23 protein-coding genes are annotated in these 22,004 nt (G+C 70.7%); 21 read left to right on the top strand and 2 right to left on the bottom strand.

Features of this window, described 5'->3' with window-relative positions; genetic code table 11:
* Window positions 1–36 precede the first annotated feature (36 nt).
* Entirely contained in the window at window positions 37–1,467 is a 1,431-nt protein-coding gene (gene mqo, locus FPZ47_RS13790) for a malate dehydrogenase (quinone) (RefSeq protein WP_246133436.1), read from the bottom strand.
* A 185-nt stretch (window positions 1,468–1,652) separates the two neighbouring features.
* On the opposite strand from mqo, the gene FPZ47_RS13785 reads away from it, so the two are divergent.
* Entirely contained in the window at window positions 1,653–2,660 is a 1,008-nt protein-coding gene (locus FPZ47_RS13785) for an alpha/beta hydrolase (RefSeq protein WP_144952471.1), read from the top strand.
* A 10-nt stretch (window positions 2,661–2,670) separates the two neighbouring features.
* Window positions 2,671–4,047, top strand: a complete 1,377-nt coding sequence (gene mtr, locus FPZ47_RS13780) for a mycothione reductase (RefSeq protein ID WP_144952439.1) — start codon at window positions 2,671–2,673, stop codon at window positions 4,045–4,047.
* 2 nt (window positions 4,048–4,049) lie between these two features.
* Here mtr and FPZ47_RS13775 read toward each other — a convergent pair whose 3' ends face one another.
* Window positions 4,050–4,550, bottom strand: a complete 501-nt coding sequence (locus tag FPZ47_RS13775) for a Fur family transcriptional regulator (RefSeq protein WP_246133435.1) — start codon at window positions 4,548–4,550, stop codon at window positions 4,050–4,052.
* A gap of 161 nt (window positions 4,551–4,711) precedes the next feature.
* On the opposite strand from FPZ47_RS13775, the gene nicT reads away from it, so the two are divergent.
* The 19 genes from nicT to FPZ47_RS13685 all read left to right on the top strand — a co-directional run bounded on the left by nicT (window position 4,712) and on the right by FPZ47_RS13685 (window position 21,926).
* Window positions 4,712–5,851, top strand: a complete 1,140-nt coding sequence (gene nicT / locus FPZ47_RS13770) for a Nickel transporter NicT (protein WP_144952443.1) — start codon at window positions 4,712–4,714, stop codon at window positions 5,849–5,851.
* Window positions 5,852–5,938: 87 nt separating this feature from the next.
* Window positions 5,939–6,274 carry a hydrogenase maturation nickel metallochaperone HypA gene (locus FPZ47_RS13765; protein WP_144952445.1) on the top strand — a complete coding sequence of 112 codons (336 nt, stop codon included), beginning with the start codon at window positions 5,939–5,941 and terminating at the stop codon, window positions 6,272–6,274.
* A 103-nt stretch (window positions 6,275–6,377) separates the two neighbouring features.
* Window positions 6,378–7,172 carry a hydrogenase nickel incorporation protein HypB gene (hypB, locus tag FPZ47_RS13760; protein ID WP_144952447.1) on the top strand — a complete coding sequence of 265 codons (795 nt, stop codon included), beginning with the start codon at window positions 6,378–6,380 and terminating at the stop codon, window positions 7,170–7,172.
* Window positions 7,173–7,448: 276 nt separating this feature from the next.
* Entirely contained in the window at window positions 7,449–8,504 is a 1,056-nt protein-coding gene (locus FPZ47_RS13755) for an NADH-quinone oxidoreductase subunit B family protein (protein ID WP_144952449.1), read from the top strand.
* An 89-nt stretch (window positions 8,505–8,593) separates the two neighbouring features.
* Window positions 8,594–10,393, top strand: coding sequence for a nickel-dependent hydrogenase large subunit (locus FPZ47_RS13750; RefSeq protein ID WP_144952451.1), 1,800 nt, complete (start codon window positions 8,594–8,596; stop codon window positions 10,391–10,393).
* 9 nt (window positions 10,394–10,402) lie between these two features.
* Window positions 10,403–11,323 carry a NifU family protein gene (locus FPZ47_RS13745; RefSeq protein ID WP_144952453.1) on the top strand — a complete coding sequence of 307 codons (921 nt, stop codon included), beginning with the start codon at window positions 10,403–10,405 and terminating at the stop codon, window positions 11,321–11,323.
* Window positions 11,320–11,955 (top strand): DUF5947 family protein, encoded by a 636-nt coding sequence (locus tag FPZ47_RS13740; protein ID WP_144952455.1) that lies wholly within the window; start codon window positions 11,320–11,322, stop codon window positions 11,953–11,955. The genes FPZ47_RS13745 and FPZ47_RS13740 overlap by 4 nt, the downstream gene beginning before the upstream one ends.
* On the top strand, window positions 11,952–12,617 hold the full coding sequence (locus FPZ47_RS13735; protein ID WP_144952457.1) for a DUF6084 family protein: 666 nt from the start codon (window positions 11,952–11,954) through the stop codon (window positions 12,615–12,617). Before FPZ47_RS13740 ends, FPZ47_RS13735 begins: the two co-directional genes overlap by 4 nt.
* A complete protein-coding gene (locus FPZ47_RS13730; protein WP_144952459.1) occupies window positions 12,614–13,969 on the top strand; it encodes a hypothetical protein in 1,356 nt (451 codons plus the stop codon). The genes FPZ47_RS13735 and FPZ47_RS13730 overlap by 4 nt, the downstream gene beginning before the upstream one ends.
* Entirely contained in the window at window positions 13,957–14,076 is a 120-nt protein-coding gene (locus FPZ47_RS30655) for a DUF6893 family small protein (protein WP_425461798.1), read from the top strand. The genes FPZ47_RS13730 and FPZ47_RS30655 overlap by 13 nt, the downstream gene beginning before the upstream one ends.
* Before the next feature lie 15 nt (window positions 14,077–14,091).
* Window positions 14,092–14,604, top strand: a complete 513-nt coding sequence (locus FPZ47_RS13725; protein ID WP_144952461.1) for a hydrogenase maturation protease — start codon at window positions 14,092–14,094, stop codon at window positions 14,602–14,604.
* A gap of 2 nt (window positions 14,605–14,606) precedes the next feature.
* A complete protein-coding gene (locus FPZ47_RS13720; RefSeq protein ID WP_144952463.1) occupies window positions 14,607–14,873 on the top strand; it encodes a HypC/HybG/HupF family hydrogenase formation chaperone in 267 nt (88 codons plus the stop codon).
* Window position 14,874: 1 nt separating this feature from the next.
* On the top strand, window positions 14,875–17,238 hold the full coding sequence (gene hypF, locus FPZ47_RS13715; protein WP_144952465.1) for a carbamoyltransferase HypF: 2,364 nt from the start codon (window positions 14,875–14,877) through the stop codon (window positions 17,236–17,238).
* Window positions 17,235–17,978, top strand: coding sequence for a HypC/HybG/HupF family hydrogenase formation chaperone (locus FPZ47_RS13710; RefSeq protein ID WP_144952467.1), 744 nt, complete (start codon window positions 17,235–17,237; stop codon window positions 17,976–17,978). The genes hypF and FPZ47_RS13710 overlap by 4 nt, the downstream gene beginning before the upstream one ends.
* Window positions 17,971–18,654, top strand: a complete 684-nt coding sequence (locus FPZ47_RS13705) for a D-sedoheptulose-7-phosphate isomerase (protein ID WP_145039464.1) — start codon at window positions 17,971–17,973, stop codon at window positions 18,652–18,654. Before FPZ47_RS13710 ends, FPZ47_RS13705 begins: the two co-directional genes overlap by 8 nt.
* The gene (gene hypE, locus FPZ47_RS13700; RefSeq protein WP_144957183.1) at window positions 18,651–19,763 is read left to right on the top strand and encodes a hydrogenase expression/formation protein HypE; all 1,113 of its coding nucleotides are present in this window, start codon (window positions 18,651–18,653) and stop codon (window positions 19,761–19,763) included. The genes FPZ47_RS13705 and hypE overlap by 4 nt, the downstream gene beginning before the upstream one ends.
* Window positions 19,764–19,776: 13 nt before the next feature.
* Window positions 19,777–20,049: a HypC/HybG/HupF family hydrogenase formation chaperone gene (locus FPZ47_RS13695; protein ID WP_144957180.1), complete on the top strand. Its 273-nt coding sequence runs from the start codon at window positions 19,777–19,779 to the stop codon at window positions 20,047–20,049.
* 9 nt (window positions 20,050–20,058) lie between these two features.
* Window positions 20,059–21,186: a hydrogenase formation protein HypD gene (gene hypD, locus FPZ47_RS13690; protein ID WP_144957178.1), complete on the top strand. Its 1,128-nt coding sequence runs from the start codon at window positions 20,059–20,061 to the stop codon at window positions 21,184–21,186.
* On the top strand, window positions 21,183–21,926 hold the full coding sequence (locus FPZ47_RS13685; protein ID WP_342781100.1) for a DUF6390 family protein: 744 nt from the start codon (window positions 21,183–21,185) through the stop codon (window positions 21,924–21,926). Before hypD ends, FPZ47_RS13685 begins: the two co-directional genes overlap by 4 nt.
* The last annotated feature ends 78 nt before the right edge of the window (window positions 21,927–22,004 follow it).

The following is a 22,004-nucleotide window of genomic DNA, read 5'->3' as shown; positions in this document are numbered from 1 at the left end:
ATCGTCATGCAACCTCATCGTCATACAACCTCATCGTCATGCAACCTCCAGCTGTAAGGCCTTGCTGCCCCACGACCACACCTCGTCGAACAGGGCCGGCTCGCGGGACAGCTCCACACCAAGGGACGGAACCATCTCTTTGAGTGCGGGAAGCCAGGTTTGGTAGCGGCGCGCGAAACACCGCCGCAGCACCTCCAGCGCGATCGGCACGGCGGTCGATGCCCCCGGCGAGCCCCCGAGCAGTCCGGCGATCGTGCCGTCCGCGTCACTCAGGACGGTCGTGCCGAACTCCAGCACCCCGCCCCTGCGCCGGTCCCGCCGGATCACCTGCACCCGCTGACCGGCCACCGTCAGCTCCCAGTCCGAATCCACTGCGCTGGGCACGAATTCGCGCAACATGCGCACCCGCTCGGGTCCGGAGAGCCGCAGTTGGCCGATCAGATACTGCACCAGCGCCAGCTCGGTGACGCCGGCGCCGAGCAGCGACAGCAGGTTGTCCGGCTGCACCGAGCGGGGCAGATCGGTGAAATGCCCGTGCTTCAAGAACTTCGGTGACCAGCCGGCGTACGGGCCGAACACCAGCCACGCCTTGCCGTTGACCAGCCGCAGGTCCAGGTGCAGCGCGCCCAGCGGCGGGGCGCCCGGCGCCGGAACGCCGTACACCTTGGCCCGGTGCGCGGCGGTGAGCGCCGGCCTGGCGGCGCGCAGGAAGCGACCCCCGATCGGGAACCCGGCAAAGCCCCTGACCTCCCTGATGCCCGATCTCTGCAGCAGCGGCAGCGCGTCGCCGCCCGCGCCGACGAAGACGAATTTCGCGTTGAGCCTGCGGCTTTGGCCGGTGCGGCGATTGCCGAGCAGCAGCGTCCAGCTGCCGTCGCCCTGGCGCGTGAGGTCACGCACCTCGTGACCGAACAAAGCGGTGGCTCCGTGGCGCACGCAGAAGCCGATGAGCTGGCGGGACAGGGCGCCGAAGTCGACGTCGGTGCCCTGGGGAGCCCAGTTCAGCGCGATGGGCTCGGAGAAGTCCCGCTCGGCGGCCATCAGGGGCAGCCGGCGCGCGAACTCGTCGGGGTCGTCGATCAGTTCCGTGCCGGCGAACAGCGGGTTGGGAGCCAGCGCCCGCTGCCGCCGCCGCAGATAGTCGACCCGCCGCGCCCCGCGCACGAAGCTGGCGTGCGGGATCGCGTTGAGGAAGCCGCGATCGGCCACGATCCCGTTGGTGACGGCGTAGGCCCAGAATTGGCGGGTCACCTGGAACTGCTCGTTGACGTGCACCGCCTTGCCGATGTCGATCGACCCGTCGCGCCGCTCCGGGGTGTAGTTGAGTTCGCACAGCGCCGAATGCCCGGTCCCGGCGTTGTTCCAGGGGCCGCTGCTTTCGCCGGCGACGGCGTCGAGCCGCTCGACGAGGGTGATCGAGCAGTCCGGTTCCAGCCGGCGCAGCACCGCCCCCAGCGTGGCGCTCATGATGCCCGCGCCCACCAGCGCGACGTCAGTCCGCGCGGTTGCGGCTTGCCTGGACACCGGATCGTCGGTCCTTCCCTCGGGGAGTGCCGATCCCCAGGCTATCGACCGGTGACGGCGCGCGGACGTGCGCCTCCCTGCGGCCGCGCGCCGTGACCGCGCCTTAAGCTGGCGGGGTGAGCGGCTGGATGCCCGACGTCCTGCCCGGCTACTGGCAGCGCACCCTGCCGCTGGGTCCCGATCCCGACGGCGAGGGCGAGATCGCCGCCACGCTGGTCCGGCGCGGCCGGCAACCGGGCGGCGACGGGCCGCACGCGGTCCTGGCGGTGCACGGCTACACCGACTACTTCTTTCACACCGCGCTGGCGGATCACTTCGCCGGCCGCGGCTTCGCGTTCTACGCGCTGGACCTGCGCAAGTGCGGCCGGTCGCACCGCGACGGCCAGACCCCGCACTTCGTCACGGACCTGGAGGGCTACGACGCCGAACTCGGGCACGCCCTGTCGGTGATCAGGGAGCGGGACCACCCCGTCAAGGTCCTGGTGTACGCCCACTCCGCCGGCGGGCTGATCGCGTCGTTGTGGCTGGACCGGTTGCGGCGCCGCGACGCCGCGGCGCACGCCGGCATCGGGGGACTGGTGCTCAACAGCCCGTTCCTGGACCTGCCCGGCCCTGCCGTCCTGCGCCTTCCGCTGACCTCGGCGGTGATCGCCGGGCTGTCGCGGGTGCGGTCCAAGGGGGTGGCCCGGCCGCCCGGTGAGGACGGTTACGGCACCACCCTGCACCGCGACTACCACGGCGAGTTCGACTACGACCTGCGGTGGAAACCGGTGGGCGGCTTCCCGATCACGTTCGGCTGGCTGCACGCCGTCCGGCGCGGCCAGGCGCGGCTGCACCGCGGGCTCGACGTGGGCGTGCCCAACCTGATCCTGCGGTCGGACCGCAGCGTCGCCGAATGCGGCGACCCGGCGCAGATGCAGTGCGGTGACGCGGTTCTCGACGTCACCCAGATCGCCCGGTGGGCCGGCTGCATCGGCAACCACTCCACCATCGCATCGGTGGCCGGCGCCAAACACGACGTGTTCCTGTCCCTGGCGCAACCGCGCCGGGAGGCCTATCGCCAACTCGACCGGTGGCTGGACGACTACCTGCGCACCGACAACACCGACGCCGCGGCGTCATGGCAGAGCAGGTGAGCAACCGCGCATGGAAACCTATGACCTCGCGATCATCGGGACGGGTTCGGGCAACGGCATTCCCGACGACCGCTACGCGGACAAGCGGGTGGCGATCTGCGAGCAGGGCCCCTTCGGCGGCACCTGCCTGAACGTCGGGTGCCTGCCCACGAAGATGTTCGTCTACGCCGCCGACGTCGCCGAGACGATCCGCGGCGCGGCGCGCTACGGCCTCGACGCGCACCTGGACCGGGTGCGCTGGAGCGACGTCGTCTCCCGCATCTTCGGCCGCATCGATCCCGTCGCGGTCGGCGGCGAGGAATACCGGCGCAGCGCGGCCAACATCGACGTGTACCGCCGGCACACCCGGTTCGGGCCCACCCGATCCGACGGGCGCTACCTGCTGCGCACCGAGACCGACGAGTTCGCCGCCGATCAGGTGGTGATCGCGGCAGGTTCGCGCCCGGTGGTTCCACCGGCGATCTCGGCCTCCGGGGTGCACTACCACACCAGCGACACGATCATGCGGATCGCCGAGCTGCCCGAGCACCTGGTGATCGTCGGAAGTGGCTTCGTGGCAGCGGAATTCGCGCACGTCTTCTCCGCGCTCGGGGTGCGGGTGACCGTGGTGGTCCGCGGCGGCTGCCTGCTGAGGCACTGCGACGACACCATCTGCGAGCGGTTCACCCGTATCGCGGCCACCAAATGGGAGCTGCGCACCCGTCGCAATGTCGTGGGCGCCGCCCGGCGCGGCGGCGGCGTCACCCTGCGGCTCGACGACGGAGCCACGCTGGCCGCCGACGCGCTGCTGGTGGCGACCGGCCGGGTGCCCAATGGCGATCTCCTCGACGCCGAGCTGGCCGGTGTCGACGTCGAGTGCGGGCGCGTGGCCGTCGACGCCCACCAACGGACCTCGGCCCGTAACGTTTTCGCCCTGGGCGATGTCTCGTCGCCGTATATGCTCAAGCACGTCGCCAACCACGAGGCCCGCGTCGTGCAGCACAACCTGCTGTGCGACTGGGACGACACCGCGTCGATGGCCGTGACCGACCACCGCCACGTCCCGGCGGCGGTGTTCACCGATCCCCAGCTGGCCATGGTCGGCTTGACCGAAAACCAGGCCGTCGCAGCGGGATTCGATGTCTCGGTCGCGATCCAGGACTACGGCGACGTGGGCTACGGCTGGGCGATGGAGGACACCACCGGGATCGTCAAACTGATCGCCGACCGCCCCGGCGGGCGCCTGCTGGGCGCCCACATCATGGGCCCGCAGGCGTCGTCGATCATCCAGCCGCTGATCCAGGCGATGAGCTTCGGGCTGAGCGCACCGGAGCTGGCCCGCGGCCAGTACTGGATCCATCCGGCGCTGCCCGAGGTAGTCGAGAACGCGCTGCTGGGCCTGTGCTGAGGTCAGCGGCGCGCGCGACCGCGCGGCCGCGGCCCGGGCTCACCGGCCTGGCACTGCGGGCACAGCCCGCGCAGGGTGAGGCCGGCCCGCTCGGAGAGCTCGAACGAACTGCCCACCATCGCCTGCTCGAGCGCCGAACTGAGCTGCCGGGCGGGCACCTCGATGATCGCGCCGCACTGGGTGCAGACCGCGTGGTGATGGGGGGCGGTGGCCAGCCCGTAGGTGGTGACGCCGCTGTCCAGCGTCAACGCGTGCAGCACCCCCTGATCGACCAGAGTGGTCACCGTGCGGTAGATGGTCGCCACGTCGGGCGCCTGCGCGCCGGGCGGCACGCACCCACGCACCCGATGGTGGATGTCGGCGACCGGCAAATGCCCGTGGACCGGCTCGAGCACCGCCAGCACCTGGATCCGCGAGGCCATCCGCCGCAGCCCGCGGGCGCGCAGGAAGTCACCGATGCGTTCGGTGACGGCGGGGTCCAGGACGGACTGCTTACAGGTCACCCGACCAGTGTTGCTCCCGACGCCCGGGACCGCCAGTTCTGCCGGCGGCGGGGCGCGGCCGCTCCTGCAAGCGGCTTGCATCTGGGCGCGGATGCCGCTTACAGTCGGGCCGGTTGTCGCCCGCCCGATGTTGTCGCCCGCCCGATGCCGGAAGGATTCCCGTGTCCAGTGCCCGGCTCGACTGGCGGCCGTCCTGGACGACCAGGCTGCTCAGCGCCCTGACGCCGGCGGAGTGGTGGCGGCTGGGATCGATGTCGGCGTTCATCGTCGCGCTGCACCTGATCGGCTGGCTGACCCTGCTGTTGCTGGTCGAACCCGCGCAACTCAGCGTGGGCGGCAGGGCCTTCGGGATCGGCATCGGGATCACGGCCTACACCCTGGGCCTGCGCCATGCCTTCGATGCGGATCACATCGCCGCGATCGACAACACCACCCGCAAGCTGATGAACGACGGGCAGCGTCCGCTTGCGGTCGGTTTCTTCTTCTCCCTGGGCCACTCCTCGGTGGTGTTCGCGCTGGCGGTGCTGCTGACGAGCGGGATCAAAGCGCTCGCGGGCCCGGTCGAGCACGACTCGTCGCCGCTGCACCACTACACGGGCCTGATCGGGACGAGCGTCTCCGGCGCGTTCCTGTACCTGATCGCCATCGTCAACATCGTCATCCTCGTCGGCATCCTGCGCGTCTTCGCCCGATTGCGCCGCGGCCGCTACGATCCCGAGAAAGACGCGGCGGAGCTGGAACGACACCTGGACAACCGCGGGCTGCTGAACCGACTGCTCGGCCGGTTGACCAGGTCCATCACCAAGTCGTGGCACGCCTACCCGGTCGGGCTGTTGTTCGGGCTCGGCTTCGACACCGCCACGGAGATCGCGCTGCTGGTGCTGGCGAGCACGAGCGCGGCGTCCGGCCTGCCGTGGTATGCCATCCTGTGCCTGCCCGTGCTGTTCGCCGCCGGCATGTGCCTGCTGGACACCGTCGACGGCTCGTTCATGAACTTCGCCTACGGCTGGGCCTTTTCCAGCCCGGTGCGCAAGATCTACTACAACATCACCATCACCGCGCTGTCGGTGGCCGTCGCGCTGCTCATCGGCAGCGTGGAACTGCTCGGGCTGTTCGCCGGCCAGTTCGGCTGGCGCGGCCCGTTCTGGGAATGGATCGGCGGGCTGGACCTCAACGCGGTCGGCTACTGCGTCGTCGGCATGTTCGTGCTCACCTGGGCCGTCGCCCTGCTCGTCTGGCGCTACGGCCGCATCGAGGAGAGGTGGGGCTCCACCGCTGCCGGGGCCGAGACCGCGCGATAGGCCGCCACGCTCTCCCGCAGAACGGCGGTTCGGGTGTAGAACGGTGCCATGTGCTCCTCGGCCGCACGCGGGCGCCGGTGATCCGCGGTGCATGAGCTCTCGCTGTGCGAGGCGATCGCCGGCGTGGCCAAGACGCATGCCGACGGCCGCCACGTCGACGTGGTGCGGGTGCGGATCGGTGCGCTGCGCCAGGTGGTGCCGGAATCGCTGGCGTTCTGCTGGACGCTCGTCCGGGACGCCGAGGACCTGCCGGACGCCGCGCTGGAACTCGAGTGCGTCACCGCCGAGGTGCGCTGCCGCGCGTGCGGTCAACTCTCCGAGGTCACCTCGGCCTGGTCGATCTGGTGCCCGCGCTGCGACAGTTCCGACGTCGAGGTGGTGCGCGGAAACGAATTCCTGGTGACGTCATTGGACATCTCGTGACGATCTCAGGACGGGGACATCTCGTGACTGGGCCATCTCGTGACTGGGCCATCTCGTGACTGGGCCATCTCGGGAAAGGCGTTCGGCATGAATCGATCTGAGGATGGGTAGATTCCACCGGCACGACGACGGGACCGTGCATGCCCACGGTGACCACGAGCACGGTGACCACGAGCACGATGCCCACGAGCACGAGCACGGCGACCACAGCAACTACGGGACGGGCAGGCAGCGCATCGACGTCCTGGAGTCGATCTTCGCGGAGAACGACGCCCTCGCCGCGGCCAACAGGGCGGCGTTCGACAGCCACGGGATCCGCACCCTCAACCTGATGAGCTCACCGGGATCGGGCAAGACGACCGTCCTGCAGGCCACGCTGGACGCGCTGGCCGGCGAGCTCGCGATCGGGGTGATCGAGGGCGACATCGCCACCGATCTGGACGCGGCCAAGCTGCGCGGCCGCGGCGCCCAGGTGTCACTGCTGAACACCAGCAACGGGTTTGGGGGTGAATGCCATCTCGACGCGCCCATGGTCAATCGCGCGCTGCCCGGTCTCGACCTGTCCGGCCTGGACCTGGTGATCATCGAGAACGTCGGCAACCTGGTCTGCCCGGCCGAGTTCGACGTCGGCGAGCACGCCAAGGCCATGGTGTACTCGGTGACCGAGGGCGAGGACAAGCCGCTGAAGTACCCGGTGATGTTTCGCTCGGTGGATGTGGTGCTGCTCAACAAGATTGACCTGGTGCCGCATTTGGACGTCGATGTCGAGACCTACGTGCACCACGTTCGCCTCGTCAACGCCACGGCGCCGATCCTGCCCGTCAGCGCCCGCACCGGCGCCGGCCTGGCCGCCTGGTTCGGCTGGCTGCGGCGGTTCGCCGGCGCGCCGCCGGTATGACCTCGCCCGCCCGGCAACCGACACCCGATGCCGAAAGGCAATGGCGCCCGGCCGGCCCCCTGGTGTGCGGCGGCCGCGCCGTACGGCCAAACCGGCTGTCGCCCCATGCTTTCCACCCGGGCCCGAGGCTATCTAACATGTGTCTACTTGTCCGGTTCTCGGTAACCGTTGACAACCCTTACCCGCGGGAGTAAACCCAGAACCAGCGCTGCGCAAGTGGGCCGACGGTCGACTCCGGCGGCGCAGGGGCCCCGGCCCGCCCCGGAAAGCTGCAGCATGCGAACAGAAGCGGCGGTCAAAGCAGAAGAAACGCTGATCCACGTTCTCTGGATCAATGCGGGGCTCAGTTGCGACGGTGATTCGGTGGCGTTGACCGCCGCCACCCAGCCCAGCGTCGAGGAGATCGCACTCGGCGCGCTCCCGGGCTTGCCGAAGGTCGCCGTGCACTGGCCCCTGATCGATTTCGAATGCGGCCCCACGGGAGGGGCCGACGACTTCCTCGCGTGGTTCTTCAAGGCCGACCGCGGCGAACTGGAACCCTTCGTGCTGGTCGTCGAGGGCTCCATCCCCAACGAGAAGATCAAGGACGAGGGTTACTGGTGCGGCTTCGGCAACGACCCGGCCACCGGCCAGCCGATGACCACCAGCGAGTGGCTCGACCGGCTGACACCCAAGGCCACCGCGGTCGTCGCCGTCGGCACCTGCGCGACCTACGGCGGGATCCATGCGATGGCGGGCAATCCGACCGGGGCGATGGGTGTGCCGGACTATCTCGGCTGGGACTGGAAGAGCAAGGCCGGCATCCCGATCGTCTGCGTTCCCGGCTGCCCGATCCATCCGGACAACCTGTCGGAGACGCTGACCTACCTGCTCTACATGGCGACCGGCCAGGCGCCGATGATCCCGCTCGACGACGCGCTGCGCCCCCAATGGCTGTTCGGCAACACCGTGCACGAGGGGTGCGACCGGGCCGGCTACTACGAGCAGGGCGATTTCGCCACCGAGTATGGATCGCCGAAATGCATTGTCAAGCTTGGCTGTTGGGGACCGGTCGTCAAATGCAACGTGCCCAAGCGCGGATGGATCAACGGCGTCGGGGGGTGCCCGAACGTCGGCGGCATCTGCATCGGGTGCACCATGCCCGGCTTCCCCGACAAGTTCATGCCGTTCATGGACGAGCCGCCGGGAGGCAAGGTCTCCACGAATGCGGTCGGCCTGTACGGGGCCGTGATTCGCAATTTGAGGGGTATCACGGCCCGCACGGTCGACAAGGAGCCGCGGTGGCGGCACAACGGCAACCAACTCACCACCGGAGCGCGGCGAACCTGGTAGGCACCGGGTGAGCCGGGCGCTGAAACCTCACCGCGGGATTCTCACCGCAGACACCGCAGACACCTCAGACACCGCAGACGGAGACATCGATGACCACTATCGTCCCCGAACCGACCACCGCCAAGCGGGAACCCGGCCAACTCGTCGAGATGGCCTGGGACCCGATCACCCGGATCGTCGGCAGCCTCGGCATCTACACCAAGATCGACTTCGAGAACAGAGAGGTCGTCGAGTGCCACAGCACGTCGTCGATCTTTCGCGGTTACTCGATCTTCATGAAGGGCAAAGACCCGCGCGACGCGCACTTCATCACCAGCCGCATCTGCGGCATCTGCGGCGACAACCACGCGACGTGTTCGTGCTACGCGCAGAACATGGCCTACGGCGTCAAGCCGCCGCATCTGGGCGAGTGGATCGTCAACCTCGGCGAGGCCGCGGAATACATGTTCGACCACAACATCTTCCAGGAGAACCTGGTCGGCGTGGACTTCTGCGAGAAGATGGTCTCCGAGACCAACCCGAGCGTGCTCGCCCAGGCCGAGAAGACGGCGGCGCCGCACGCCGATGCGCACGGGTACAAGACGATCGCCGACATCATGCGCTCGCTCAACCCGTTCAGCGGCGAGTTCTACCGCGAGGCGCTGCAGGTGTCCCGGTACACGCGAGAGATGTTCTGCCTCATGGAGGGTCGCCACGTGCACCCGTCCACGCTGTACCCCGGCGGGGTCGGCACGGTCGCGACCATCCAGCTGATGACCGACTACATGACGCGGCTGATGCGCTACGTCGAGTTCATGAAGAAGGTCGTGCCGATGCACGACGACCTGTTCGACTTCTTCTACGAGGCGCTGCCCGGTTACGAGAAGGTCGGGCTGCGCCGCACCCTGCTCGGCTGCTGGGGATCGTTCCAGGACCCCGAGGTGTGCAACTTCGAGTACAAGGACATGGAGCGCTGGGGCAACGCGATGTTCGTCACCCCGGGCGTGGTGGTCGACGGCAAGCTGGTCACCCACTCGCTGGTCGACATCAACCTGGGCATCCGGATCCTGCTGGGCAGTTCGTACTACGACGACTGGACCGATCAGGAGATGTTCGTGCACGCCGATCCGCTGGGTAACGCCGTGGACCGGCGCCACCCGTGGAACCAGCACACCAATCCGCACCCGCAGAAGCGGGACATGGACGGCGGAAAGTACAGCTGGGTGATGTCGCCGCGCTGGTTCGACGGCAAGGACCACCTGGCGCTGGACACCGGCGGCGGCCCGCTGGCCCGGCTGTGGGCGACCGCGCTGGCCGGGCTGGTCGACATCGGCTATGTCAAGGCGACCGGCGACAGCGTCAAGATCAACCTGCCCAAGACCGCGCTGAAGGGCCCCGTCGAGTTCGAGTGGAAGGTGCCCAAGTACGGCAGCAACACGATCGAGCGCGACCGCGCCCGCACCTACTTCCAGGCCTACGCGGCGGCGTGCGCGCTGCACTTCGCCGAGAAGGCGCTCGCCGAGATCCGCGCCGGGCGCACCAAGACCTGGGAGCGCTTCGAGGTGCCCGACGAGGGCATCGGCTGCGGCTTCACCGAGGCGGTGCGCGGGGTGCTCAGCCATCACCTGGTGATCCGGGACGGCAAGATCGCCAACTACCACCCGTATCCGCCGACCCCGTGGAACGCCAACCCGCGCGACAGCTACGGCACGCCCGGCCCCTACGAGGACGCGGTGCAGGGCCAGCCGATCTTCGAGGAGAACGGCCGGGAGAACTTCAAGGGCATCGACGTCATGCGCACGGTGCGCAGCTTCGACCCGTGCCTGCCCTGCGGCGTGCACATGTACCTGGGCAAGGGCAAGACCCTGGAAAGACTGCACACACCCACGCAGTCACCCGTCGGGGAGTAGACCCCCGCAATGACAACGCCGGATCGCCCGACGAGCCCGTTGGCCGACCCCGGCAACGACGCGCAGTGGCGCACCGCGGGAGATCGGATCCAGGCGCTGCTGGATTCCGCCGCGGCGGGTGGGGCGGCCGCGTATGAGCGCGCCCAGCAACTGGTCCGCGAGGTGGTCGAGCTGTACGGGGCCGGGCTGGAACGGATCATGGGGTTGGCCGGCGACCCCGGGTTGGCCGAGCGGCTGGCCACCGACGACCTGGTGGCCAGCCTGCTCCTCGTGCACGGCCTGCACCCGCACGACGTGCGGCGCCGGGTCTGCGACGCCCTCGATCGGGTCCGCCCGTATCTCGGCTCACACGGCGGAGACGTCGACCTGGTCGCGATCGACGGCGACACCGTGCGGCTGGCCTTCACGGGCAGCTGCAAGAGCTGCCCGTCGTCGGCGGTCACGCTGGAGCTGGCGGTCCAGGACGCGATCCGCGCCGCCGCGCCGGAGGTCTGCACGATCGAGGTGGTGGCGGCCGAACCCGCCACCGGCATGATTCCCGCCGAATCCCTGCTGGCTTACCTCCGCGTGGGTGGCCATGTCCGTTCGGACGGCCCCGGCGCGACGGCCTGGCATCCGGCGCCCGAACTGGCCGGGCTGGAACCCGGCGAGGTGGCGGGCTTCTCCGTCGACGGCACCACGTTGCTGGCTTGCCGGGTCGACGATCAGTTGTTCGCCTACCGGGACCGCTGTCCGGTGTGTGACGACACGCTCGCCGGGGCGCGACTGCGCGCCAGGATGCTGGAATGCCCGCGCTGCAACACCGGGTTCGACGCCGTCCACGCCGGAGCCGGCGCCAACGGTGATCACCTGCAACCGATTCCGGTGCTGCTTCGAGACGGTGTGCTGTCGGTGGCGCTGCGGGGCGAACCGCTGGGGGCCGGGACATGACCAGCCCCTACGACGTGCTGGCCCGCATCACCGCGAACCGGCCGCTCCCCGAAGCCGTCGGCGAGCGGTGCGAGATGTGCGCGGAGCCGATCGGCGACGAACATCAGCACGTGGTGAGCGTGGCCGCCCGGCAACTGATGTGCGTCTGCCGCGCGTGCTATCTGCTGTTCACCGACCCTGCGGCCGAGCTGCGCTACCGGGCGGTGCCCGACCGGTACCTCGCCTTCCCGGATTTCGCGCTGGACCGCCGGGCCTGGGAAGCGCTGCAGATCCCGGTCGGCGTGGCGTTCTTCTTCACCAACTCCGCCCTCGGGCGCACCGTCGCCTTCTACCCCGGCCCGGCCGGGGCATGCGAGTCCGAGCTCGACCTGGACACCTGGAACGCCCTGGCGGGCGCGGACCCGCGGGCGGGACTGCCGGCCGACGACGTGGAGGCGTTGCTGGTCCGCGCTCAGGACGGGCCCGAAGCGGCCGAGCCGCAAAGCTTTCTGGTCCCGATCGACGCCTGCTACGAGTTCGTCGGGCGCCTGCGCATGCTGTGGCGCGGTTTCGACGGCGGCCAGGATGCGCGTGCGTTCATCGACGACTTCTTCGCTCGGCTCGCCGCCCGCGCCGTGGCGAGGCCCCGATGACCGAGCAGCCGATCGACGTGGCATTCGCCGTCCACGACGTGGCGCCCGAACCGTACAGCGTCACACCGGTGCTCACCGCGCGCGTCGGCATCACCGCCGGCGGCCCGGACGCTCACACCGGCACGGTGCACGCCATCGCGCTGCGCTGCCAGGTCCGCATCGAACCGCTGCGGCGCTCCTACTCCGACGCCGAGGCGGCCGGACTGCTCGACCTGTTCGGCGGCCGCGAGCGCTGGGCCGACACCCAGCGCACGTTCCTGTGGCAGCACTGCGCCGCGATGGTGCCGGGATTCGCCGGACACACGACGATGACGCTTGCGCTGGACTGCACCTACGACTTCGAGGTGACGGCCGCCAAGTACGCACACGCCCTGCGGGACGGGGCATTGCCCCTCCAATTCCTGTTCAGCGGAACGATGTTCGTCAAGAACGACCGCGGGTTCTCGGTTCAGCAGGTGCCGTGGGACTGCGAGTGCCGCCACGACATGCCGGTCGCGGTGTGGCGGGAGCTAATCGCGCAGCACTACCCCGACACCGGCTGGGTGCGGCTGAGCCACGAAACCGTCGCCGCGTTGGCCCGCTACAAGTCGGCGCGCGGGCTGCTCGACCTCGACCGTGCGGTCACCTCGCTGCTGGACGCCGAGCGGGAGGCCGCACGGTGACCGCACCCCGGGCCTCCGGCTGGGACCGGGCCCGCGCCGTCGCCGACGCGGTGCTCTACGAGGGCTACCTGCTCTACCCCTACCGCGGGACGTCCGGCAAGAACCAGTCGCGTTGGCAGTTCGGGGTTCTGGGGCCACCGGGCGCGGCCGCCGCGGGCCTCGGCGAGGACGACGCCATGGCCGCGGACTTCCTGGTCGACGGGGCGCCGGCGATCACCGTGGTGGTGCGGTTCCTGCAGCTGCAGCACCGCCGGGCCGAACGCGAGGTCGGGGGCGGCGGCTTCGCGCCCGTGGGCGAACTGACCACGCCGGCCGGGTCGTGGATGTCCTGGGACGAGGCGATCGAATGCGAAATGTCGTTCGGCCCGTTGGCGTTCGACGAGCAGCCCTGGACCTTTCCGCTGGTGGCGCACGCGGTAACCGACGTCGAACTGCTCGACGGCGGCCGGCTGGTCCGCGAACGCCGGCAGGTGTGCGGCGAGCTGACGGTCACCGCCCGGCCGGACGGGGACCTGCACCGGGTCTCGGTGCGGGTGGCCAACACCGGCCGCGGCGCCGCCGACAAGGCCGACGCGATCGCGCGGTCCATGATCGGCACGCACGTGATCGCCGAAGTCGCCGGCGGCCGGTTCGTTTCGCTGCTCGAACCGCCGGCCGCCGCGGCCGCCGCGGTGGCGCGGTGCGGCCGGCACCGCTGCTTCCCCGTGCTGGCCGGCCCGCCGGGCACCGGCGACGTGTTGCTGATCTCCCCGATCATCCTCTACGACCACCCCGAGGTTGCCGAGCAGAGCAACACCGCCCTGTACGACTGCACCGAGATCGACGAGATTCTCACCCTGCGCGTGATGACGATGACCGACGAGGAGAAGGCGCAGGCCCGGGCCACCGACCCGCGGGCCGCGCAGATCATCGACCGCTGCGATGCCACGTCGCCCGAGGCGATGGCGCGCCTGCACGGCGTGCTGCGCGATCCGCACGCGCCCGCGGGACTGGTGCCCGAGATCCCCGGGGGCGTCGACTGGTGGGATCCGCTGGCCGACGGCGCCGTCCGCCCCGAGAGCGACGCGGTGCTGGTGAACGGGATCCGGGTGGCGCGCGGCAGCCGGGTCCGGTTGCACCCGCGCCGCAACGCCGACGCCCAGGACATCTTCGTCGCCGGCAGGACCGCCCGTGTCACGTCGGTGCATGCCGACGTCGAGGGCAACACGCACGTCGGGGTGGTCGTCGACGACGATCCGGCGGCCGACCTGCACGACTGGTACGGGCGCTATCTGTACTTCTCCCCCGACGAGGTCGAGCCGCTGGAGCCGGAGAACAGCAGCACGGAAAGGAGTGCGACATGGACGTTCTAGGGTGGATCTTCCTGGCCATCATCGCGTTGGTGGTCACGGCCGCGGTGGTGATGGGAGTGGTGTCGCTGCCGGATGCCCGCCGCTACCTCAAACTGAGGCGGATGTAGCCGGCGGGCGCTGTGATGACAGCCCGCATCCTGGTGGCCGGCATCGGCAACATCTTCCTGGGGGACGACGGATTCGGCTCGGAGGTGGTCCGCAACGCCGAGATCCCGCGCGACGACCCGGGCGTCCGCGTCGTCGACTACGGCATCAGGGGGATGCATCTGGCCTACGACCTGCTCGACGGCTGGGACACGCTGGTTCTCGTCGACGCGCTACCGAGCCGAGGCAGTCCGGGCACCCTGCACGTGTTCCAGGCCGACCACGAGGCGCCGGCCGAAACGCCCGCGGTGGACGCGCACGGCATGGACCCGGCGGCGGTGTTCGCCAGTCTGCGGGCGCTGGGCGGCAGCCCGCCCTACACGGTGGTCGTGGGCTGCGAAGCGGGTAGCGTCGAGGAGGGAATCGGCCTGACCGAACCCGTCGCCAATGCCGTCGCGCGGGCGGCCCGGGCCGTCGAGGACATCGTCGAGGCGCTGCAGACCCCGGCGTCTTCGGTTTCCGGGTTCGCCGCGGCGCCGGAGGAGTGTTGAGCATGTGTCTGGGGATACCGGGACGGGTGATCGGGATGCTGGACGGCTACGCGGGACAGCTCGCGCTGGTCGACGTCGCCGGCGAGCAGCGGCGCGTCAACGTCGGCATGCTGCCCGAGGAGACGTTCGCCCCGGGCGACTGGGTCATCATCCACATGGGGTTCGTGGTGGAGAAGACCGACCGCGCCGGGGCCGATCAGGCGATGGCCGGCCTGGAGCTGATGGGCCGCGGCGGTGGCGACCCGACGGCCGGCCCGCAGGGCGGTTGAGATGACCAGCCCCGCCCTGATGCTGCGATCCGATCACGTGCGGCAGCGCCTCACGGTGACCGGTGTCGTCCAGGGGGTCGGCTTCCGTCCCTTCGTCCATCGTCTTGCGACCGAGCTCGGACTGGCCGGATTCGTCGGCAACGACTCGGGCGCGGTCTTCCTCGAGGTGCAGGGGCACCCCGCGCGGGTGCGCGAGTTCGGGCGCCGGCTGCGCGCCGAGGCCCCGCCGCTGGCGCGGATCGGCACCATTGCCGCCGTCGACATCGACGTCACCCCCGGCACCGGCCGCGGGTTCGACATCGCCGCCAGCGAGAGGGTCGCCGGTGCCACGACGCCGATCCCGCCCGACATCGCGGTCTGCGACGACTGCGTCGCCGAGTTGTTCGACCCCGGCGACCGGCGCCACCGCCACCCGTTCGTCACGTGCACCAACTGCGGTCCGCGCTTCACCATCATCCGCACGCTGCCCTACGACCGCCCCGCGACCACGATGGCGGCGTTCGCGATGTGCGCGCGGTGCGCCCGCGAATACGCCGATCCCGCCGATCGCCGGTTTCACGCACAGCCCATCGCGTGCCCCGATTGCGGCCCCTCGCTGTGGTTCTGCGCGCGCCCTTCCTCGCCCGAAGGCCGGGTTGAGGGCGCCGACGCCGCGCTGGCCGCGGCCCAACGCGCGCTGGCCGCCGGCGCGGTGGTGGCCGTCAAGGGCATCGGCGGTTACCACCTGGCCTGCCTCGCCGACGATCAGCGGGCGGTGACGGCGCTGCGGACCCGGAAAGCGCGCGGCGCCAAGCCGTTCGCGATCCTGGTCCGTGATCTCGACGTCGCGCGCCGCTACGCCGCGATCTCTGACGCCGAGGCCGCCGTGCTCTCGGGCCCGGCCCGGCCGGTCGTGCTGCTCGCGCGCCGGCCCGGGGCGCCGGTCGCCGACGCGGTCGCGCCCGGCAGCCCGTTGCTGGGGCTGATGCTGCCGTACTCCCCCGTTCACCACCTGCTGCTGGCGCCCGTCCCGGGCGCCGGCGGGCGGGTGCCCGACGCGTTGGTGTTGACCAGCGCCAACCGCTCCGACGAGCCCATCTGCTTCACCGACGCCGACGCCGCGCAGCGGCTTCCGGCCCTGTGCGACGCGGTGCTCGACCACGACCGGCCCATCCACGTGCCGTGCGACGACTCGGTGGTGCGCGTCGTCACAGACCGGGCAGGGGCCGCAGAGCTGCCCATCCGGCGTTCCCGCGGCTACGCACCGCTGCCCGTAGACCTGGGCCGCGAGGGCCCCGCGGTGCTGGCCGTCGGCGGGGAGCTGAAGAACACCTGCTGCCTCACCGACGGCTCCCGCGCCTACCTGTCCGGGCACATCGGCGACATGGGCACCTGGGAGACGGTGCGCGCGTTCGGGCGCGCGGTCGAACAGCTCAGCGAGATACGCAGCGCCCCGGCGCGTTTGGCCGCCGACCTGCACCCGGCATATCACACCCGGGGGTGGGCGGAACGCCACGTGGGCGATCGCCCGCTGGACCTGGTCCAGCACCATCACGCCCACGTGGTGTCGCTGCTGGCCGAGCACGGGCGCATCGGCGAACCGATCATCGGGGTCGCGTTCGACGGCACCGGCTACGGCTGCGACCACACCATCTGGGGCGGCGAGATCCTGCGGCTCGGCCCCGACAGTCACCGGTTCGTGCGGGCCGCCCACCTGCTGCCGGTGCCGTTGCCGGGCGGCGACACCGCGGTGCGCAACCCGTGGCGGATGGCGCTGGCCCAGTTGTGGGCGGCCGACCTCGACTGGACCCCGGACCTGGCACCGGTCGCCGCGGCAGACCCGCAGGAATTGGCGCTCGTCCGTTCGCAACTGGACAGCGGCACGGGATGTGTGCCGTGCTCGAGCATGGGCCGGCTTTTCGACGCGGTCGCCTCGCTGCTGGGCGTGCGGCACCGGATCGACTACGAGGGCCAGGCCGCGATCGAGCTCGAGGCGCTGGCCGAGTCGGCCGGCGACGCGCCCGGGCCGTCGTTGCCGCTGGCGGTGCGGGCCGACGGGGTGATCGATCCCGCCCCCCTGGTGCAGACGCTGGTTTCGGCGCTGTACGCCGGCACCCGGCCGGCGCTGCTGGCCGCGTCGTTCCACCGGGCGGTCGCCGGCGCGGTCGCCACGGCGGTCGGCCGGGTCGCCGGCCCGACCCGGCTCGTCGGCCTCACCGGCGGCGTTTTCCAGAACGTGCTGTTGCTGCAATCCTGCCGTACTCTGTTGCAGCGCAACGGTTTCGAGGTGCTTATCCACCGCACGGTACCGCCCAACGACGGTGGGCTGGCGCTCGGGCAGGCCGCGGTCTCGATGCTGACCGCGCTCGAGGGGGCCGGGCCGTGAAGCCCAACCCCGCCACGGCCGTCGATCGCGGGCTCGGCGCGGAGCTGGCCCGGGACCTGGCCGCCACCGCGTTCACACTGGCCAGGCGGTTCGCGGCGGGCGCCACGATGTGGTCGATCGCGCCGTCGTGGGAACCGCACGCGCTGCACATCGCGGTCGAGTTCGTGCACCCGGTGATCATGGGCAAACGCGCGCTGCCCGCGGTGGCGCTGACCGGACCGGGCATCGTCGACCTGACGCGGGTCTCGGTGCGGCCCGGCGACATCGTGGTCGCGGTGTCGGGCGCCGACGACGCGCGGGTGCGTTCCGTGCTGCGCCGCGCGCCGGCGTGGGGCGCCACCACGGTCTGGATCGGCAGCGGGCGGCGACCCGCGACCGGTGCGGCCGACCACGTGCTGTGGCTCGACGACCCCGACCCGCGCGTGCCCGCGACGGGCGGCTTCGTGCTGTTCTACCACCTGCTGTGGGAGCTGACGCACGTGTGTTTCGAGCATTCGGGCCTGCTCGAACCCGGGGGCGCCGAGGCGGTCTGCGTGACCTGCGGCGACGAGGGCCGCCTCGGTGAGGTGGTGGCGGCCTCCGTCGACGGGCAGGCTCCCGTGCGCACCGCGCGGGGCGTGGAGACGGTGGTGACGACGCTCGTCGAACCGGTCGCCGCGGGGGATCTGGTTGTGCTGCACGCCGGTACGGCGATCAGCCGGCTCGACGACGAAGAGCCCTGCGGGGAGGACGATGACTGACGAGCCGACCAACTTCCTGTACCCGTTCATCGACGGCCGGGCTTGCGGGGCGGACGACCCCGCCGCCCTGCTCGCCGACCTGGCCGCCTCGGCGCAGGCCAAAGCCGCCGAAAGCCTGGCGTTGCGGCGCGCGACGCTGGAAGCCAACGCGGACCTGCTGGATCGCGCCGCCGCTCAGATGGCCCGCCGCTTCGCGGCGGGCGGGCGGCTTTTCACCTTCGGAAACGGTGGCAGCTGCACCGATGCCACCACGTTGGCGCGGTTGTTCGCCCGGCCACCGGTCGGGCGGCCCGAAAAGTCGCTGCCGGCCTGGCCCCTGACGGCCGACCCGGCCATCCTGACCGCGCTGGGCAACGACGTCGGGTTCGAGCTGGTGTTCGCGCGCCAGTTGATCGCGCGCGCGCGAGCGGGCGACGTCGCGATCGCGATGTCGACCAGCGGCAATTCGCCGAACCTGCTCACCGCGCTGGCCGAGGCCCGGGCGCGCGGCCTCTACACCGTCGGCTTCGCCGGCTACGACGGCGGCGCCTTCGTGGACAATGCGGATGTGGATTGCTGCTTCGTCGTGCGCTCGCAGAGCGTGCACCGCATTCAGGAGGCCCAGGCGCTGCTCGGCTATGCGCTGTGGTCGGCCACCCACGAGCGTTTCGGCGACCGAGAGGTGGGGGCGGTATGAGCAACCCGGCGGGCGAGTACCTGTCATCGGGGCCGCGGTTCGCCGAGGGCGAGATGATCGAGCGCATCGAGTCGTTCCGGCGGCGCCGGCCCCGGCTGCTCGACGACCAGGTGACCCTGGCGCACGGAGCGGGCGGTAAGGCGTCGGCGGCACTCGTCGACGCGGTGTTCGTGGAGGCGTTTCGCAACCCGGCGCTGGAGCCGCTCGGCGACGGCGCGGTCCTCACGCTGCCCAGCGGCGAGCGGATCGCGATGTCCACCGATGCGTTCGTGGTGCAGCCCCTGCGCTTTCCGGGCGGCTCGATCGGCGCGCTGGCCGTCCACGGCACCTGCAACGACCTGGCGATGGCCGGCGCGGTGCCGTCGTGGATTTCGGTCGCGTTCGTGTTGGAAGAGGGCTTCGGAATCGCCGAGCTCAAGGAGATCGTCGCCGACATGGCGGCCGCCGCGGCGCACGCCGGCGTGCAGATCGTCACCGGCGACACGAAGGTGGTGCCCAGGGGCGCCGCCGACGGACTGTTCGTCACCACCAGCGGGGCCGGTGTCATTCCCGCCGGGCGCGCGCTGTCACCGGCGTCGGTGCGCGTCGGCGACAAGGTGCTGTTGTCGGGGCCGATGGGCGAGCACGGCATGGCCGTGATGCTGGCCCGGGGCGACCTGGCCATCGAGGCCGACATCCGTTCCGACACCGCGTCGCTCAGCCCCCTGGTGGAGCTGCTCATGGCGGCCGCCCCGGCCACCCGCTGGCTGCGGGATGCGACCCGCGGCGGGGTCGGCACCGTCTGCAACGAGCTCGCACAGGCCTGCGGCCTCGGCGTGCTGCTCGACGAGGCGCGACTGCCCGTGTCGCCCACGGTGAACGGCGCCTGCGAGATGCTCGGCATCGACCCGCTCTACGTCGCCAACGAGGGCAAGCTCGTCGCCGTCGTCGCCCCCGAGCAGGCCGACGACGGACTGGCCGCCCTGCGGTCGCATCCGCTGGGCGCGCAGGCGGCCGAGGTCGGGGAGATCGTCGCCGAGCCGGGCGAAACCGTGGTGCTGCGCACCGGGTTCGGCGGCACCCGGATCGTCGACATGCTCGTCGGGGACCCGCTGCCCCGAATCTGCTGAGAGGAGAACGCGCATGTGCCTTGGCATTCCGGGCCGGATCGTCGAGATCACCGATGCCGCCAACTATCTGGCGAAAGTCGACGTCAGCGGGGTGCAGCGCACGATCAGCGTGCGGCTGCTCGAAGACGACCTGCCCGCGCCCGACGACTGGGTGCTGGTTCACGTCGGGTTCGCGATGGCCAAGATCGACGAGACCGAGGCGCTGCTCACCCTGGCCGCCATCCAGAAGCTCGGCGACGCCTACAGCACCGAGCTGGAAGCCTTCGACTCGTCGGCGATAACCTGAGGAGGCGCAATGAAATTCGTTGACGAATTCCGCGATCCGGCGGCCGCCCGCAAGCTGCTCGCCGCCATCGAGCGCCTGGCCGGCGACGGCGGCCAGTTCAAGTTCATGGAGGTGTGCGGCGGGCACACCCACACCATCTACCGGCACGGCATCGAACACCTGCTGCCCGGCAACGTCGAACTGGTGCACGGCCCGGGCTGTCCGGTGTGCGTGATCCCGATGGGCCGCATCGACGACGCCATGTGGCTGGCCGGGCAGCCCGGAGTGATCTTCACCTGCTTCGGCGACATGATGCGCGTCCCCGGATCCAGCGGCAGCCTGCTGGACGCCAAGGCCAAGGGCGCCGACGTGCGCTTCGTCTACTCGCCCCTGGACGCGCTGAAGATCGCGATCGACAACCCGGACAAGCAGGTGATCTTCTTCGCCATCGGTTTCGAGACCACCGCACCGTCGACCGCGGTCACGCTGGTGCGCGCCCGCGAGCTGGGCGTGGGCAACTTCAGCGTGTTCTGCAACCACGTCACGATCGTGCCGCCGATCAAGGCGATCCTCGAGTCGCCCGATCTGCGCCTGTCCGGCTTCATCGGCCCCGGCCACGTCTCGACCGTCGTGGGCAACCGGCCCTACCGCTTCGTGCCGGATGTCTACGGAAAGCCGTTGGTGGTGGCCGGCTTCGAGCCGCTCGACATCCTGGCCGCGGTCGCGATGCTGCTGACCCAGATCCGCGAGGGACGCTGCGAGGTGGAGAACCAGTACAAGCGCGTCGTCCCCGAACACGGCAATCCGGCGGCGCTGGCGCTGCTGGGCACGGTGTTCGCGTTGCGCCCACATTTCGAGTGGCGGGGCCTGGGGTTCATCTCGCAGAGCGCGCTGCGGCTGCATGACGACTTCGCCGCCTTCGACGCCGAGCTGCGCTTCGCGATGCCCGGCGTGCGGGTCGCCGACCCCAAGGCCTGCCAGTGCGGCGAGGTGCTCAAAGGTGTGCTCAAGCCTTGGGAATGCAAGGTTTTCGGCACCGCGTGCACCCCGGAAACCCCGATCGGGACGTGCATGGTGTCCCCCGAGGGGGCGTGCGCGGCCTACTACAACTTCGGGCGCCTGCACCGCGACGCCGTCAAGCTCGCGGGGCGCACTTGACGCCCGAGGCGCCCGGCTCCGGCAGCGGCGAAGAGATGTTCGCCCGCTACGCCTACGCCCCCAACGCGCTGGGCTACTGCGGGCCCCCGCTGGGCGCCACCCTGCGCGACGGCCCGGTCGGGGAGGTGCGCGCCGCGGCGGCGCGGTTCTCCGGGGCCTGGCCCTACCTGCGCGTGCTGTCGGCGCTGACCGGGATCGCCGACCCGCTCGATCACCGGCTCGTCGAATCCTATTGGCTCGGTGGCGGTGTCGGCGCCGGACTGGACCCCGCCGATTTTCTCGCCGCGCTGCTGGACATCATCGGACCGCAGGCGGGCCGCTACTGGTCGCATCTCACGCCGGAGCTGGCCCGCGAGGCGGCCCCCAACCACTGCTTCCACGTGTTCGGCGTGTATCCGTGGACACGTTTCCTGGGCCGCGGCGAGCACCCCCTGAGGGTGCTCGACAGTTGCCGGATCAGTTGGGGCACAGTGGTTTCCCGTTCCGGCAGCGCCGTCGAGGTGGGGCGCCGCGCACTGGCGTTCGACGGCCGGTCGCTGACGCTGGCCGAGCCGTCGGTGTGCCGCCTCGACGTCTGGTCCGACGGGTACAGCGCGGTGCCGGACGTGGCCGTCGGCGACGTGGTGGCCGTGCACTGGGGCAGGCTGTGCGGGCGGCTGCGGCCCGGACAGGTCCGCGCGCTGGCCGGCAGCACGGATCGCCAGCTGGAGGTGACCGGCCGACGGCTGGCGCCCGTCTAGCCCTTCAGTAAGCGTGTCGGCGGGTGAGAATTAGGCAAAGGCCTTATCCTGGTTGGGTTTGCGGTCTCAACGCAGCCC

This window comes from Mycobacterium helveticum (assembly GCF_007714205.1).
In the GTDB taxonomy this organism is placed as follows: Bacteria; Actinomycetota; Actinomycetes; order Mycobacteriales; family Mycobacteriaceae; genus Mycobacterium; species Mycobacterium helveticum.
This window is presented reverse-complemented; position numbering and strand designations above follow the sequence as displayed.